General features: G+C 45.8%; 14 protein-coding genes and 2 tRNA genes. All 16 read left to right on the forward strand.

Features of this window, described 5'->3' with window-relative positions:
• Nucleotides 1-231: 231 nt before the first annotated feature.
• The 16 genes from M0R36_04790 to tuf (M0R36_04865) all read left to right on the forward strand — a co-directional run bounded on the left by M0R36_04790 (nt 232) and on the right by tuf (M0R36_04865) (nt 17,329).
• Nucleotides 232-307: transfer RNA gene (locus tag M0R36_04790), tRNA-Thr, on the forward strand.
• Between the two features lie 65 nt (nt 308-372).
• Nucleotides 373-1,596, forward strand: a complete 1,224-nt coding sequence (gene tuf / locus M0R36_04795; GenBank protein MCK9555114.1) for an elongation factor Tu — start codon at nt 373-375, stop codon at nt 1,594-1,596.
• 72 nt (nt 1,597-1,668) lie between these two features.
• Nucleotides 1,669-1,833, forward strand: coding sequence for a 50S ribosomal protein L33 (rpmG, locus tag M0R36_04800; protein MCK9555115.1), 165 nt, complete (start codon nt 1,669-1,671; stop codon nt 1,831-1,833).
• A gap of 31 nt (nt 1,834-1,864) precedes the next feature.
• Nucleotides 1,865-1,942 (forward strand) — tRNA-Trp (locus M0R36_04805).
• A gap of 46 nt (nt 1,943-1,988) precedes the next feature.
• Entirely contained in the window at nt 1,989-2,408 is a 420-nt protein-coding gene (secE, locus tag M0R36_04810; protein MCK9555116.1) for a preprotein translocase subunit SecE, read from the forward strand.
• Nucleotides 2,409-2,417: 9 nt separating this feature from the next.
• Complete coding sequence (gene nusG, locus M0R36_04815) at nt 2,418-2,948, forward strand: transcription termination/antitermination protein NusG (GenBank protein MCK9555117.1); 531 nt, start codon at nt 2,418-2,420, stop codon at nt 2,946-2,948.
• A 21-nt stretch (nt 2,949-2,969) separates the two neighbouring features.
• A complete protein-coding gene (gene rplK / locus M0R36_04820) occupies nt 2,970-3,395 on the forward strand; it encodes a 50S ribosomal protein L11 (GenBank protein ID MCK9555118.1) in 426 nt (141 codons plus the stop codon).
• Entirely contained in the window at nt 3,392-4,090 is a 699-nt protein-coding gene (gene rplA, locus M0R36_04825) for a 50S ribosomal protein L1 (protein MCK9555119.1), read from the forward strand. The genes rplK and rplA overlap by 4 nt, the downstream gene beginning before the upstream one ends.
• A gap of 18 nt (nt 4,091-4,108) precedes the next feature.
• Nucleotides 4,109-4,627 (forward strand): 50S ribosomal protein L10, encoded by a 519-nt coding sequence (gene rplJ / locus M0R36_04830; GenBank protein MCK9555120.1) that lies wholly within the window; start codon nt 4,109-4,111, stop codon nt 4,625-4,627.
• Between the two features lie 99 nt (nt 4,628-4,726).
• Nucleotides 4,727-5,095, forward strand: a complete 369-nt coding sequence (gene rplL / locus M0R36_04835; protein ID MCK9555121.1) for a 50S ribosomal protein L7/L12 — start codon at nt 4,727-4,729, stop codon at nt 5,093-5,095.
• A gap of 55 nt (nt 5,096-5,150) precedes the next feature.
• Nucleotides 5,151-8,891 (forward strand): DNA-directed RNA polymerase subunit beta, encoded by a 3,741-nt coding sequence (gene rpoB / locus M0R36_04840; protein ID MCK9555122.1) that lies wholly within the window; start codon nt 5,151-5,153, stop codon nt 8,889-8,891.
• Between the two features lie 16 nt (nt 8,892-8,907).
• A complete protein-coding gene (rpoC, locus tag M0R36_04845; protein ID MCK9555123.1) occupies nt 8,908-12,978 on the forward strand; it encodes a DNA-directed RNA polymerase subunit beta' in 4,071 nt (1,356 codons plus the stop codon).
• 11 nt (nt 12,979-12,989) lie between these two features.
• A complete protein-coding gene (gene rpsL, locus M0R36_04850; protein MCK9555124.1) occupies nt 12,990-13,361 on the forward strand; it encodes a 30S ribosomal protein S12 in 372 nt (123 codons plus the stop codon).
• A gap of 84 nt (nt 13,362-13,445) precedes the next feature.
• Nucleotides 13,446-13,919, forward strand: a complete 474-nt coding sequence (rpsG, locus tag M0R36_04855; protein MCK9555125.1) for a 30S ribosomal protein S7 — start codon at nt 13,446-13,448, stop codon at nt 13,917-13,919.
• Between the two features lie 108 nt (nt 13,920-14,027).
• Nucleotides 14,028-16,094, forward strand: coding sequence for an elongation factor G (gene fusA, locus M0R36_04860; protein ID MCK9555126.1), 2,067 nt, complete (start codon nt 14,028-14,030; stop codon nt 16,092-16,094).
• A gap of 11 nt (nt 16,095-16,105) precedes the next feature.
• Nucleotides 16,106-17,329, forward strand: a complete 1,224-nt coding sequence (gene tuf / locus M0R36_04865) for an elongation factor Tu (GenBank protein MCK9555127.1) — start codon at nt 16,106-16,108, stop codon at nt 17,327-17,329.
• Nucleotides 17,330-17,335: the final 6 nt, after the last annotated feature.

Here is a 17,335-nt window from a genome sequence, read left to right on the forward strand (position 1 = left end):
TTCTTGACTTCATATTGCCAAGTATATATTATTGCGTCTCTGTGTGAAATTGTAATACATTTCTTGACGGTAAAAAAGATTTCATACCGAAGAAAAGTAGCAGCAAAACACAAAAACTGATGTGTAAGAATTGCTACTTCCAACTGGAAGAAAATCTGCACATCTCGGGATTTTACCGATGCCAGGGTAAGCAGGGTAAAACCTGTAACTTGGGGAAATTTTTTGTGCTTTGCCCACGTAGCTCAGTTGGCAGAGCGCGTCCTTGGTAAGGACGAGGTCACCAGTTCAATCCTGGTCGTGGGCTCCAGAAAATGGAGTTTTGAAGATATAGATAGATAAAAGACTTAATTTCCTTAAAAAAAGGAGAGAGTTATGGCAAAAGAGAAATTTGAGAGGACGAAACCGCACGTAAACGTAGGTACGATAGGGCATGTAGACCATGGCAAGACTACGTTGACAGCGGCATTGACGAAGGTACTTGAACAGAAAGGGTTGAGCAAATTCATAAGCTATGACGAGATAGCGAAGGCATCGGAGTCGCAGGGAAGAAGAGACGCGACAAAGATCCTTACGATATCGACATCGCATGTTGAATATTCATCTGAGAAACGGCACTATGCCCATGTTGACTGTCCCGGGCACGCGGATTACGTAAAGAACATGATAACGGGAGCGGCCCAGATGGACGGGGCGATACTGGTAGTGAGCGCGGTAGACGGGCCCATGCCGCAGACCAGAGAACATATCCTGCTTGCGAGACAGGTAGGCGTACCTTATATAGTAGTGTTTATGAACAAATGCGACATGGTAGACGACCCTGAGCTGCTTGACCTGGTAGAACTTGAAGTAAGAGAACTTCTGAACAAATACGAGTTTCCGGGAGATAAGATACCTGTAATAAGGGGGAGCGCGACAAAAGCGATAGCATCGCCTAATGCCGACAGCCCTGATGCGAAACCTATACTGGATCTTGTAAAAGCGCTTGACGATTACATACCCGAACCGCAGAGAGAGATCGAGAAACCGTTCCTGATGCCGATAGAAGACGTATTTTCGATAACCGGCAGAGGTACAGTGGGTACAGGCAGGGTTGAGAGAGGCATAGTAAAAGTAAGCGACGAGATAGAAATAGTCGGGATAAAACCTACGATGAAGACAGTTGTGACCGGGGTTGAGATGTTCCGCAAAGAACTTGACCAGGGTCAGGCGGGAGACAACGTAGGGTTGCTGTTAAGAGGAGTTGACAAGGAACATCTGGAAAGAGGACAGGTACTTGCAAAACCGGGATCGATCACGCCGCACAGGAAGTTCAAGGCTGAAGTATATGTTCTTACAAAGGATGAAGGCGGCAGGCACACGCCGTTCTTCGCCGGGTACAGGCCCCAGTTCTACTTCCGCACGACAGATGTGACGGGGATAGTAAACGAACTGATAGGCAAAGACGGGAATAAGGCGGAGATGTGCATGCCCGGAGACAACGTACAGATGCAGATAGATTTAATATGCCCGATAGCGATGGAGAAGACACTGAGATTCGCTATAAGAGAAGGCGGAAGAACAGTAGGAGCCGGCAGAGTAACCGAGATTATCGAATAACATTATTAAGAGTACCCGGGGTGGTTCATCCCGGGTTTTCTTGTGTATAAAAAATAGAAGGAACAACTTTTTATGGCTCAAAAAGGGAACAGGGAACAGATAACCATGGCTTGCACAGTCTGCGGGAGAAGAAATTATGTCTCCACAAAGAATAAAAAGAAGGCTGCGGGCCGGTTAGAGTTAAAAAAATATTGTAAATGGGATAAGAAGCACACTGTCCATAAGGAGACAAAATAAAGCTCTTTACAAATAAGGAGAAAGAGGCATTAGGCCAGTAGCTCCAATTGGCTAGAGCGCCGGTCTCCAAAACCGGATGTTGTGGGTTCAAATCCCTCCTGGCCTGCCATTTTTCGAATTACAGGACAGGAAGAAAAAAAGGAAGTTTGGGTAAAATGGAAATTTTTCGAAAAGAACAAGGGAAAGTTGCGAGAATATCAGTCATAGCGTTTATGGCGCTGATAGGAATCCTTCTGGCAGGCTGGTCGAACACGCTTGTATCCGATGAATCCGGTCTGCGTAACCGCCTGTTCGGACTGGATTTTTTGGGTGTTAGCATTTCATGGGCTCATATCATCTCCGCGGCAGTGTTTTGTATATGCGTTATTGCAGGACTTGCCCTGGCAAATACCCCGAAAACAGCAACCTTCCTTATCGATACCGAATCCGAAGTAAAAAAAGTTTCCTGGTCGACATATAAAGAATTGACGAGTTCGACGGGAGTAGTCATAATGGCTTCATTTTTTGTCGCGCTTTTTGTAGGTGTGGCTGATTTGGTTATTTCAAAGTTAATACATTTATTAATACGTTTATAGGGTGAAGTGATGGGTGAGAAGAAGTGGTATGTCGTGCATGTTCTTTCAGGGCATGAGAAAAAAGCTCAGGAATCTCTTGAGAAAAGGATTAAGACAGAGGGCATGGCAGAAAAGATTGCAACGGTGCTTATCCCGACCGAAAAAGTTTCCGAGGTTAAGTCCGGCAAAAAGACCATTGTCGCGAGAAAATTTTTTCCGGGTTATATTCTTGTGAATATGGAGATGGATGAAAATACCTACTATGTTGTGAAGGACACGCCGGGGATTATCGGTTTTATCGGTTCCGGCACGCCGGTTCCTCTGCATGAGGAAGAAATAAACGACATAATCGCGCAGATAGAAGCCAAGAAAGAAAAAGTTAAGCCGAAAGTTGATTTTGAAAAAGGTGAAGCCGTTAAGATCAAGGACGGTCCTTTTGTAAACCTTGACGGTGTTGTTGAAGATATTGATCCTGACAGAGGCCGGCTCAGAGTTATGGTGACAATTTTCGGAAGGGCGACACCGGTTGAGCTTGAATACTGGCAGGTCGAAAAAGAATAAAGAGGTATTCCGGGAGGAAAGATGGCTAAAAAGGTAACCGCAATCATAAAATTACAGATACAGGCAGGGGTTGCTACCCCCGCGCCGCCGGTCGGTCCTGCTCTTGGGCAGCATGGTGTGAACATAATGGAATTCTGCAAACAGTTTAATGCCGCAACCAAAGATAAAGGCGGGCTTGTTATCCCTGTCATAATAAGTGTTTATCAGGATAAAAAGTTCTCATTTATATTAAAGCAACCGCCTGCCTCCGCGCTTTTAAAGAAAGCCGCGAGTGTAGCCGTAGGCTCAGGTGTCCCTAACCGCGAGAAAGTCGGAACGATTTCCAAAAAACAGGTTAAAGAAATCGCGAAGATAAAAATGAGCGATTTGAATGCCAGGAGCGCCGAAGCGGCTGAAAAGATTATTGAAGGAACAGCCCGCAGTATGGGTATTGAGGTGAAAGAATGAGCAAAAGAAGCAAAAGATTTAAAACGGCCGCTGAGAAAATAAAAGGCAAAGAAGAATATACCCTTCCGGAGGCCGTTAAAGCCGTTAAAGAAAATGCCAGCGCGAAATTCGATGAAAGCGTTGAGATTGCGTTTAAACTCGGGATAGACCCTAAACAGCCGGAACAGATGGTGCGTTCGACTGTCAAGCTGCCGCACGGTACGGGAAAAAGCGTAAGAGTAATTGCGTTTGCGGAAGGGGCTGCCGCCGAAGAAGCCAGGAAAGCGGGCGCTGATGTGGTGGGAATGGCGGAACTCGCTGAAAAAATAACGGCCGGCTGGATGGATTTCGATATTGTTGTTGCTACTCCGGCCGCCATGAAAGTAATAGGGAAGCTCGGTAAAGTTCTCGGGCCGAAAGGACTGATGCCCTCTCCGAAAGCGGGAACGGTTTCCCCCGATGTAGCTCAGGCGGTAAAAGAGGTAAAAGCCGGCAAAATAGAGATTAAAGCCGATAAAACTTCAAACCTGCACGCGTTTGTCGGAAAAATTTCTTTTGATGAGCAAAAACTTTTTGAAAATGCTCAGGCCGTTATCAACGCGGTGCTTAAATCGAAGCCCGTATCTTCAAAAGGCATTTATATGCAGAGCGCCACTCTTTCATCAACTATGGGCCCGGGGCTTAAACTTAATCTTAAAGAGATTCAGGGCATTTAGATAGAAAGGAATCGGGTAATGAGACCGGAAAAAAAGATAGCTGTAAAGGAAATGAAACAGAAGCTTGACGCTTCCGCTTCATTTGTCCTTACAGATTATGTGGGTGTCTCAGCGGAAGAAATGAATAAGCTCAGGATTAAACTGTCTGAGAAATCCGCTAATTTTATGATAGTAAAAAACAGGCTTTTCTCAAGAACGGTCAAGGAATCGGGTTTTGACGGTATTGACCAGCACTTGAAAGGTCCTACAGCCGTGGCTTTCCTGGGAAAAGACATTGTCGCCGGAACAAAGGCGCTTGTCGATTTTGGTAAGGAGTCCGGTAAACTTGCGGTTAAATGCGCGATGCTCAATAACAAGGTGATAAATGCCGATAAAGTCCAAGAGCTGGCAAATCTTCCGTCCAGAGAGGTCCTTCTCGGAATTGTTGCCGGAACTATTCAGGCTCCTATTTCAGCCTTTGCGCGCGTGCTTAACGCCCGTTTGAGCAGCCTGGTTTATGTAATAAATGCAATTTTGAATAAGAAAGAAGGAAATTAATCGAGGAGGCATTTAATGACAAATGAAGAAAAAACCGCTGTTGCGGAAAACAAAGAGGGAAAAACAGAATCAAAAAAGGAAGTGAAGGTGTCGGGAAAAATGGAAGAGATAATCAAAAGTATAGAAAAAATGACCGTTCTTGAGCTTTCTGAACTCGTAAAAGCTCTTGAAGAAAGGTTCGGAGTTTCTGCCGCCGCTCCCGTAGCAGCCGTAGCAGCTCCTGTTGCCGCCGGAGCAGCTTCTGCGGCCGAAGAGAAAACTGAATTCACGGTTGTCCTGGCAAGCGCGGGAGACAAAAAGATTAATGTTATTAAGGAAATCCGCGCGGTTACCAGCCTCGGGCTGAAAGAAGCGAAGGATCTTGTTGACGGCGCGCCGAAAACGGTGAAAGAAAATGTCACGAAAGAAGAAGCCGAAGAAATAAAAAAGAAACTTGAAGCAGCAGGTGCAAAAGTCGAACTTAAATAACATTCCCGGTAGGTAAATTAAAAGCATCCTTACCGCTTAAAGGGGAAATATTATTATGTCAGTAAAAACAGGGAAAGAAAGAGTTTCTTACGCCAAGCTTAAAGAGGTTATGGACCTTCCGAATCTTGTAGAGATTCAGACGAGGTCTTATGCCGAGTTTCTTCAGGAAGACACTCTTCCCGAAGAAAGAAAAGATTTCGGGATTCAAGCGGTTTTCAACGAAATATTTCCGTTGAAGAATTATGATGAAAGCTGCACGCTTGAATTCGTTAAATACAGGCTGGGTGTTTCGAAATACGATGAACTTGAATGCATGAGAAGGGGTTTAACCTATGAAATGCCCATGAAAGTGACTTTCAGGCTTCATCAGGCGGGGCACGTCGAGGAAGAAGAAGTTTTTATGGGAAATCTCCCTAAGATGACCCCGAGCGGGACATTTATTGTCAACGGCGTGGAAAGGGTAGTAGTAAGCCAGCTGCACAGGTCCCCGGGCATATGTTATGAACAGGAAGCTCTTTCAAGAGGGCAGGTGATTTATTCTTTCAGGATAATTCCTTACAGGGGTTCATGGCTGGAAGTTAAATTTGACCAGAACGATTCGATATACATCTATCTTGACAGGAGTGTGCGCAGAAAGAAAATCCTGGCGACAACTTTTATGAGGGCTCTCGGATACGGGACAAACGAACAACTGCTGAAATACTTCTTCCAGGAGGAAGAAATAAAGTTTACTTCCAAAATAAGCGACAAAGACATAGAAGGAAGGGTGCTCGCAAAGAATGTTGTGGATGAAGAAGCTAAAATTACTCTTGCTAAGGCAGGAGACTCAATAAATATAAAAAATTTCAAAATGTTTAAGGAAGGGAAAATAAGCGCCATACATCTCCTTAAAGGAGCCGCAGAGAGCCATCCCGTCCTTAAAATGATTAAAAAAGACCCGACGTCTACAAAAGACGAAGCTTTGATAGAGATATTCAAGAGATTGCGCCCCGGCGACCCCGTCAACAAGGCAAATGCCGAAGGTATGATACAGAGATTATTTGCCGATAAGAAAAGATATGACCTTGGAAGAGTCGGGAGATATAAACTTAACAAGAAGCTGGGCTTACCCATTACCGAAGAAGAACTTTCCATAACGACCCTGAGCAACAGGGATATTGCGGAAGCTATTAAATATCTTATAGGCTTGCGCGACGGGTTGGGGCAGATAGACGACATCGACCACCTTGGGAACAGGAGAGTAAGGTCTGTCGGTGAATTGCTTGAAAATCAATTCAGGGTCGGACTTGCGAGAATGGACCGCCTGATAAAAGAGAAGATGACGCTGCATGATGCGGAAGCCGAGCCGCTGACCCCGCATAATCTTGTCAGCCCGAAATCACTTTCCAGCGTTATTAAAGATTTCTTCGGCAGAAGCCAGCTCAGCCAGTTTATGGACCAGACAAATCCTTTGGCGGAACTTGCCCACAAGAGAAGGTTAAGCGCTCTCGGGCCCGGAGGTCTCAGCAGGGAAAGAGCCGGTTTCGAAGTAAGAGATATACATACGAGTCATTACGGCAGGATCTGCCCGATACAGACTCCTGAAGGACCGAACATCGGCTTGATTTCATATTTGAGCTGTTATGCGAGAGTGAATGAATACGGATTCGTTGAAACTCCTTACAGGAAAGTTGAGAACGGGAAAGTAACCGAAAAAATAGATTATCTTACGGCTGACGAGGAAGCTGATTATATTATAGCGCAGGCCAATGCGGCTATTGACGCAAAAGGTAAATTCGTTAACAGCGAAGTGCTGTCCAGATGCAGAGGTGAATTCCGTACGATAGAAGCCGAAAGAGTAAATTATATGGACGTTTCCCCCAAACAGCTCGTGAGTGTCGCGGCGGGTCTTATCCCGTTCCTTGAACACGATGACGCCAACAGGGCTTTGATGGGGTCGAATATGCAGAGGCAGTCCGTGCCGCTTTTAAGCACAGTTCAGCCTTTTGTCGCGACCGGGCTTGAATCCAAGGCAGCGAGGGATTCGGGAGTGATGGTCATAGCGGCAGAAGACGGAACGGTTACTTATGTGGACGCGAATGAAGTGCATGTCGGCAGCAAGGTCTACAGGCTGAAAAAATACCTGCGTTCCAATGCCGGGACTTGTTTTAATCAGAGGCCTATAGTCAGGAAAGGCGAAAAAATCAAAAAAGGCGATGTTATTGCCGACGGTCCCTCCACAAGAGACGGGGAAATCGCGCTCGGAAGGAATGTGCTTTGCGCTTTTATGCCGTGGGGCGGATATAATTTCGAAGACGCGATACTGATAAGCGAAAAGATTGTAAAAGAAGATATTTATACATCCATCCATATTGAAGAGTTCGAAGCAAGCGCCAGAGAAACCAAAATAGGCAAAGAAGAAATCACCAGGGATATACCGAATGTCGGAGAGGAAGCGCTTAAAAATCTCGGCGAAGACGGTATAATCAGGCTCGGAGCGGAGGTTAAGCCCGGGGATATACTTGTCGGAAAAATTACTCCCAAGAGCGAGACCGAACTTCTTCCGGAAGAAAAACTTTTAAGGGCTATTTTCGGTGAAAAAGCGGCCGATGTAAGAGATACATCGTTACGTGTTCCTTCGGGAACGGAAGGTATTGTGATGGATGTGAAGATGTTCTCGCGCAAAGAAAAAGCGAAGAATGAAGCCGAGAAAAAAGAAGAGCGCAGGAGAACAAGGGAAATTCAGCAGAGGAAAGAGGAAAGGCTTGAAAAAGCCGAAACAGAGAAACAGGAAGCATTGAAAAACCTGCTGCTGGGTAAATCGATAAAATCGGACATTGTTGATATCAATACGGGAGAGGTTATAATCCAGGCCGGCCAGAAGATAACAAAAAATCAGGTCAGCAAACTTGAAAACCTGAGATATTCGGGTATGGATATAACTGAAGAAGACCCGGATATCAGGATTAAAATAAAAACGATTTTTGCCAAATACGACCATATTACAGAGGAAATAATTACGGAAGAAGAAAAAGAGCTGGAACATATCAAGAAAGGCGATGAACTTGAACCGGGGGTTATAAAACAGGTTAAAGTATATGTCGCCAGCAAAAGGAAACTTCAGGTCGGGGATAAAATGGCCGGAAGGCACGGGAACAAAGGTGTTATCGCGAAAATTCTTCCTGAAGAAGATATGCCGTTTCTTGAAGACGGAACTCCCGTTGAAATAGTCCTGAACCCCCTCGGCGTTCCTTCGAGAATGAATGTAGGGCAGGTTCTTGAAACACATCTTGGGTGGGCCGCTTCAATCCTGGGAATTAAAGTTCTGACTCCTGTTTTCGACGGCGCCAAGGAAGAAGAGATACGCAGGGTTATGAAAGAAGCCAAATTGCCGGAAAGCGGCAAGGTCACGTTGATTGACGGCAGGACAGGCGAAAAATTCGAACAGCAGGTAGTTGTCGGATGTATTTATATGATGAAGCTGGCGCATCTCGTGGCGGATAAGATACATGCAAGGTCAGTAGGCCCTTACTCTCTTGTCACACAGCAGCCTCTTGGAGGAAAAGCGCAGTTCGGAGGCCAGAGGTTCGGGGAAATGGAAGTGTGGGCGCTTGAGGCATACGGCGCCGCTTATACTCTCCAGGAACTTCTGACGGTGAAGAGCGATGATGTGACGGGAAGAACAAAGATATATGAATCGATAGTCAAAGGTAATAACAGATTAGAGGCGGGAACGCCCGAATCGTTTAATGTTTTAATAAAAGAAATGCAGGCATTGTGTCTGGACATTTCCCTTAAAACCGAGATGGATAAATAGGGAAGAGGAGGAGACTTTGACAGTTGAAACTGCGAAAAGTTTATTGGGGTTTGAAGTAAAAACACCCTTTGACAAGGTTCAGATAAAAGTTGCTTCGCCTGAAGTCATCAGGTCGTGGTCTAAGGGAGAAGTTAAAAACCCCGAGACCATTAATTACAGGACTTTTAAACCTGAGCGCGGCGGATTATTCTGTGAAAGAATATTCGGGCCGACGCGCGACTGGGAATGTAACTGCGGAAAATACAAGAGAATAAAACACAAAGGGATTATCTGCGACCGCTGCGGAGTAGAGGTAACTCTTTCCAAAGTAAGGCGTGAAAGAATAGGACATATAGAACTTGCGGTGCCCGTATCTCACATCTGGTTTTTCAAGACGATGCCGAGCCGCATAGGAAACGTTCTCGGGCTCTCAACAAGGACGCTCGAAAGGGTTTTATATTATGAAGACTATATAGTCCTGGATGCCGGAGACACCCCGCTTGAGAAAAAACAGCTTTTAAGCGATGAAGCATACAGAGAAGCGCTTGATAAGTACGGCAGGAATTTTGTGGCTAAAATGGGAGCCGAAGCCATAAAAGAGCTTTTAAGGACAGAAAACCTGGATGCGCTTGCGGACGATTTGCACGAAAAAATGCATAAGTCAAAATCCAAGCAGGCCCAGAAAAAATATTCGAAGAGATTGAAAGTTATAGAAGGTTTCAGAAAAGCGTCGATAAGACCGGAATGGATGGTGCTCGATGTTATCCCTGTTCTGCCGCCAGATTTAAGGCCTCTTGTCCCTCTCGACGGGGGAAGGTTTGCCACTTCCGACCTTAATGACCTGTACAGGAGGGTGATTAACCGTAACAACAGGCTTAAAAATATTCTTGAGATGAAAACTCCCGAAGTAATCGTGCGCAACGAAAAAAGAATGCTTCAGGAAGCAGTTGACGCCCTCTTCGATAACGGCCGTCACGGCCGTCCTGTTGTAGGCGCGGGAAACAGGCCGTTAAAATCGCTGAGCGATATGCTTAAAGGAAAACAGGGCAGGTTCAGACAGAATCTTCTCGGTAAAAGAGTGGATTATTCCGGCCGTTCAGTTATTGTCGTCGGGCCGGAACTTAAACTCCATCAGTGCGGTTTGCCTAAAAAGATGGCCCTTGAACTTTTCGAACCCTTTATCATCAAGAGGCTGAAGGAGATGGGGCATATCCACACCATCAAGAGCGGGAAAAAGATGATAGAGAGAGAAGCGCCGGAGGTGTGGGATATACTTGAAGACGTTACAAAAGACCATCCTATCCTTTTGAACAGGGCGCCTACTCTTCACAGGCTTGGCATTCAGGCTTTCGAGCCCATACTGATAGAAGGAAAAGCGATTAGGATTCACCCGCTGGTATGTACCGCGTTTAATGCCGACTTCGACGGAGACCAGATGGCTGTTCACGTGCCTCTTTCGACCGAAGCCCAGCTTGAAACCCGTGTCCTGATGCTTGCGCCCAACAATATTTTCTCGCCTTCGAGCGGGAAACCGATAGCGACACCGACTCAGGATATCACACTCGGACTTTATTATATTACCTGCGACCCTTTCAGAAAAGAAGACAGAAAACAGCATCTGATGAGTTCTGTCGAAGAAGTTATGATGGCGTTTGACCTGGGTATGATCAATATACACACAAGCATAAAGATATTTATCAGGGGCGAACTCAGAGATACGACCGTCGGAAGAGTTTTATTCAACGACATTCTTCCCGACGAACTTGGATATGTCAATCAGGTTATAGACAAGAAAAAGATAAGCAAAATCATTGACGAATGCTATAAAATCGCCGGCCACCAGAAAACAGTCGAGACGCTTGACAGGCTTAAAGACCTCGGTTTCTCGATTGCCACGAAAGCGGGGATATCCATCGGAATGGTGGATATGAAGGTCCCTGAATCCAAGAAAAAAATAATAGAAGATGCCCATGCTGAAGTGAAAGCCGTTGAGAAACAGCGTAAAAACGGAAGCATTACAGACGGAGAAAGATATAACAAGATTGTTGACATATGGACCCATGTAACCGACCAGATATCCGAAGATATGTACAGGGGAATGAAAGAAAATGAGGGGAAAGAAGAACTTAACCCTATTTATATTATGGTGGATTCCGGAGCAAGAGGTTCCAGACAGCAGATAAGACAGCTTGCGGGGATGAGAGGACTTATGGCCAAGCCGTCCGGAGAAATCATCGAAGAACCGATTATTTCCAATTTCAGGGAAGGGCTTTCCGTTCTTGAGTACTTTATTTCTACTCACGGGGCGAGAAAGGGCCTTGCCGATACAGCTCTCAAAACGGCGGATTCCGGCTATCTGACGAGAAGGCTTGTTGACGTTGCGCAGGATGTAATAGTAACCGAAGATGATTGCGGCACGCTGAACGGGATAGCGGTCAAGGCTATTTATGAAGGCGAAGATGAAATTGTTTCGCTGAAAGAACAGATAAGCGGACGTTTTGCCAATGAAGATATTTTGGATCCGGGGAATTCAAAACGCGTTATAGTTAAAGCCGGCGAGGAAGTAACAAATGAAAAAGCCGAAGAAATTATACGGGTTGGGATACAGCAGGTTAATATCCGCTCGGTTCTTACCTGCGAAACGCGTGAAGGTATTTGCGTAAAATGTTACGGCAGAAACCTTGCAAACCAGAAAAATGTCAAATTGGGCGAATCAGTCGGCATCATTGCGGCCCAGTCAATCGGGGAACCGGGAACACAGTTGACTATGAGGACTTTCCATATCGGAGGCACGGCAAGCCAGGTGTTCAAAAAGCCCGAAATAGTGTCAAAGTTCAACGGTATAGTCAGGTACACTGATGTGAAAACAGTCAAGTTGGCCGACGGGAATTTGATTGCGCTCAGCAAAAACGGGACAGTAGGAATACACAATGAAGAAGGAAGGGAACTTGATAAACATACAGTAGAGTTTGGATCCGTTATAAGCATTCCCGAAGGCGGAAAAGTCAAAAAAGGCGAAAAATTCATCCAGTGGGACCCTTACAGCGCGCCGATTATCACGGAGTTTGCCGGGACAGTTGAATTTGTCGATATCATAGAAGGCCAGACCATGAAAAAAGAGCTGGATGAATCGACAGGCCTGACAGGCACGGTTATTATCGAGCACAGGGAAGAACTGCATCCGCAGATACTTATCAGGGGCGCGGGCGGCGATGAAGTAAAGGGTTATTATTCAATTCCCGCCGGCGCGCATATAGTCGTAAAGAACAACCAGAAAGTCGTGGAAGGCGCGCTTCTTGCGAAAACGCCCAGAAAATTTGCCAAGACCAAAGATATTACGGGAGGTCTTCCCAGGGTTGCCGAATTATTTGAAGCCAGAAGGCCCAAAGATTCCGCCGATATCGCGAAGATTGACGGTATTGTCGAACTTGCCGGCACGGTAAAGGGAAGAAGAAAAGTCATTATAAAAGACGAGGTCACGGGAAATACGGAAGAACATCTTGTCCCTCTCGGGAAACATCTCATGGTATATAAAGGAGACAGGATCAAAAAAGGCGAGCAGTTGACTGACGGGCCTGTTATACCCCAGGAAATACTTCAGGTATGCGGGACAAAAGAACTGCAGGAATATCTTGTGAACCAGGTGCAGGAAGTTTACAGGCTACAGGGAGTTGAGATTAATAATAAACATATTGAGGTTATAGTAAGGCAGATGCTGAAGAAAATCAAGATTACGGATCCGGGTGATACCGAACTCCTTATAGGAGAACAGGTGGATAAGATTAAATTCGAGGAAATCAATGCCGAAGTTAAAAGCAGAAAGATGCGCCCTGCTTCAGCTTCACCTCTTCTGCTCGGAATAACCAAAGCTTCTCTGGGAACGGAGAGTTTTATTTCAGCGGCCTCTTTCCAGGAGACAACGAGGGTTCTTACAGATGCCGCGGCGAGCGGGAAACAGGATGAACTGAGAGGCTTTAAAGAAAATGTTATTATGGGGCATCTCATACCTGCGGGGACAGGGTTTAAAACGTTCGCGTCGGTAGAAGTGGGGAAAATAGTTGAAGAAGGCGAAGCAGAATTGAGTGAAAGCAGCTTGGAAGAAAAGTAAGGGAGAGATAGATGCCGACGATTAATCAGTTGATAAGGAAAAAAAGAAGCAAAGTTGTGAAAAAGAAAAAGACGCCCGCTCTTAACGGCTGTCCTTTTAAAAGAGGTGTCTGTCTTCAGGTAAAAACACAGACGCCTAAAAAACCTAACTCTGCGTTGAGGAAGATTGCCAGGGTAAGGCTGACAAACGGTATGGAAGTTACCGCTTATATCCCGGGCGTCGGACACAACCTGCAGGAACATTCGATTGTGCTTATAAGAGGGGGAAGAGTAAAAGATCTTCCCGGTGTCAGATATCATATAGTGAGAGGCACGCTTGATACTCTCGGGGTTGAGGGGAGAAAGCAGTCGCGGTCAAAATACGGCGCGAAGATGCCTAAATAATTACGAAAGACGTCCGCTTTGCCGGGACGCAGGACGAAGGATGCGGGAAGTAAAAAGATAACAGGAAAAACAGAGAGGTAAACAATGGCAAGAAGGCGCAGGGCCACAAAAAGAATAAAAGCAAGAGATGAAAAATTTGGCAGCGAGCTGGTAGGCCGTTTTATAAACTGTCTTATGCTGCAGGGAAAAAAGAGCATAGCCGAATCGGCTGTATATAACGCTATGGAAATCCTGAAAGAGAAATCAGGCTCGAAAGATTCTCTTGAGGCTTTAAAAAAAGCTATAGATAATGTTAAGCCTGTTCTTGAAGTCCGTTCGAGAAGAGTCGGCGGAGCGACTTATCAGGTTCCCGTTGATGTCAGCCCGGACAGAAGGACGGCGCTTGCGTTCAGATGGATTGTCGGCTTTGCCAGAACTAAAAAAGGCGGGCCTATAGCGCAGAGGTTGGCCGGCGAGCTTCTTGACGCGTTTAATAATGCGGGTTCTGCCGTTAAAAAGAAAGAAGATACGCACAAAATGGCTGAAGCCAATAAAGCATTTGCGCATTACAAGTGGTAGGCGCGGAAAAATTCGGAATTCGAGTATAAAAATTCGAAACCAGGTTGAATATTTTTGTGCAATTTAAATATGAAAAGACAAAATATAGAATTTTCGGGAGTTTAAATAGTGGCAAAGAAAGTATCGTTAGAAAAATTAAGGAATATTGGTATCATGGCTCACATAGATGCCGGGAAAACCACTACGACCGAAAGGATACTGTTTTATACCGGTAAAACCTATAAACTCGGTGAAGTCCATGAAGGAACCGCCACTATGGATTGGATGGAGCAGGAGCAGGAAAGAGGAATAACGATAACATCAGCTGCGACCACGACTTATTGGAAGGAACATCAAATTAATATTATTGATACTCCCGGGCATGTTGATTTTACCGTTGAAGTTGAAAGATCTTTGAGAGTTTTAGATGGCGCGGTAGCTGTCTTTTGCGCCGTGGGCGGTGTTGAGCCCCAGTCGGAAACAGTATGGCGCCAGGCAAATAAATATAATATACCGAGAATAGCCTTTATCAACAAGATGGACAGGACAGGAGCTGATTTTTTCACCGCTGTTGCGCGAATGAGAGAAAGGCTTGGAGCTAACGCCGTGCCCATTCAACTTCCTGTCGGAGCAGAGGACCAATTCAGAGGTATAATCGATTTAGTGATTATGAAGATGATTGTAAATAAGGGAGACGACAAAGGGGCCACGGTGGAAATCGAAGAAATACCGGAGGAATACAGGCAGCAGGCGGAAGAATACCGCGAAAAGCTTTTCGAAGCGCTTGCCGATGAAGATGATATGATCCTTGAAAAATATGTGGAAGGAAAGCCGATTGAAGAGAAGGAAGTAAAAGATGTCCTGAGAAAAGCTACTCTGGACAACCTTGTAGTTCCTGTCCTTTGCGGAGCCTCTTTTAAAAATAAAGGGGTTCAAAGGCTTATTGACGCGATTGTTGATTATCTTCCTTCCCCGCTGGATGTGCTGCCTGTAAAAGGCGATAATCCTGACGCCGGGCAGGAAGAAACAAGAAAACCCGATAAAAATGAACCGTTCTCAGCTTTGGCGTTTAAGGTTGTGAGCGACCCTTATGTCGGCAAACTTACATATTTCAGAGTTTACTCCGGTTCGTTTAAGAAAGGGTCTTATATTTACAATTCTTCGAACGGGAAAAGAGAGAGAGTCGGAAGGCTGCTCCATATGCATGCAAATGACAGGGAAGATATAGATGAAGTAGTTGCGGGGGATATTGCCGCGGGTGTCGGGCTCAGGGAAACGGGTACAGGGGATACTCTCTCGGATGAAGATCATCCGATAATACTTGAATCCATGGTGTTTCCCGAACCGGTTATTTCCATGGCGATAGAACCTAAAACAAAAGCTGACAGGGATAAGCTTCAGATAGCTTTGCAGCGGCTTCAGGAAGAAGACCCGACTTTCAAGGTTAAATCGGACCCTGATACAGGGCAAACCATAATTTCGGGGATGGGAGAGCTTCATCTTGACATTATTAAAGACAGGATGCTCAGGGAATTCAAAGTTGATGCAAGCGTAGGAAAACCCCAGGTTGCGTACAGAGAGACAATTCAGGTGCCGCGGGAGGCAGAGGGTAAGTTCATAAGGCAGTCCGGAGGAAGGGGACAATACGGACATGCTGTAATAACCATTGAGCCTGTCCAGCAGGGCAAAGGGATTGAGTTCGAGGATAAGATTGTAGGCGGAACAATACCCAGAGAATATATTCCTGCGGTTCATTCAGGGATAAAAGAAGCGGCTTTGACAGGTGTGCTCGGCGGGTATCCGGTTGTAGATGTTAAAATATCTCTTATTGACGGCTCTTTTCATGAAGTTGATTCTTCGGAGTTGGCATTTAAGATGGCAGGTTCGATCGCATTTAAAGAAGCTATGAGAAAAGCAGATCCGGTTCTGCTTGAGCCGGTGATGAAAGTTGAGGTTACAACTCCCGAAGAATTCATGGGAGATGTTATAGGAGATTTAAATTCCAGGAGAGGCAAGGTCAAAGAAATGGAAACAAAAGGCAATGCCAAGATTATTCTGGCCGATGTGCCTCTTGCTGAAATGTTCGGATACGCAACGGTGATAAGATCTATTACGAGGGGAAGGGCAAGTTATTCAATGGAACCGTCACATTTTGAAAAGGTGCCCAAAAATATAGCAGAGAAAATTCTTGAGTAGGAGGATTTAATATGGCAAAAGAGAAATTTGAGAGGACGAAACCGCACGTAAACGTAGGTACGATAGGGCATGTAGACCATGGCAAGACTACGTTGACAGCGGCATTGACGAAGGTACTTGAACAGAAAGGGTTGAGCAAATTCATAAGCTATGACGAGATAGCGAAGGCATCGGAGTCGCAGGGAAGAAGAGACGCGACAAAGATCCTTACGATATCGACATCGCATGTTGAATATTCATCTGAGAAACGGCACTATGCCCATGTTGACTGTCCCGGGCACGCGGATTACGTAAAGAACATGATAACGGGAGCGGCCCAGATGGACGGGGCGATACTGGTAGTGAGCGCGGTAGACGGGCCCATGCCGCAGACCAGAGAACATATCCTGCTTGCGAGACAGGTAGGCGTACCTTATATAGTAGTGTTTATGAACAAATGCGACATGGTAGACGACCCTGAGCTGCTTGACCTGGTAGAACTTGAAGTAAGAGAACTTCTGAACAAATACGAGTTTCCGGGAGATAAGATACCTGTAATAAGGGGGAGCGCGACAAAAGCGATAGCATCGCCTAATGCCGACAGCCCTGATGCGAAACCTATACTGGATCTTGTAAAAGCGCTTGACGATTACATACCCGAACCGCAGAGAGAGATCGAGAAACCGTTCCTGATGCCGATAGAAGACGTATTTTCGATAACCGGCAGAGGTACAGTGGGTACAGGCAGGGTTGAGAGAGGCATAGTAAAAGTAAGCGACGAGATAGAAATAGTCGGGATAAAACCTACGATGAAGACAGTTGTGACCGGGGTTGAGATGTTCCGCAAAGAACTTGACCAGGGTCAGGCGGGAGACAACGTAGGGTTGCTGTTAAGAGGAGTTGACAAGGAACATCTGGAAAGAGGACAGGTACTTGCAAAACCGGGATCGATCACGCCGCACAGGAAGTTCAAGGCTGAAGTATATGTTCTTACAAAGGATGAAGGCGGCAGGCACACGCCGTTCTTCGCCGGGTACAGGCCCCAGTTCTACTTCCGCACGACAGATGTGACGGGGATAGTAAACGAACTGATAGGCAAAGACGGGAATAAGGCGGAGATGTGCATGCCCGGAGACAACGTACAGATGCAGATAGATTTAATATGCCCGATAGCGATGGAGAAGACACTGAGATTCGCTATAAGAGAAGGCGGAAGAACAGTAGGAGCCGGCAGAGTAACCGAGATTATCGAATAAGGGAGA

The sequence above is a fragment of the bacterium genome, assembly GCA_023228325.1.
GTDB lineage: Bacteria > Auribacterota > UBA6266 > UBA6266 > UBA6266 > UBA6266.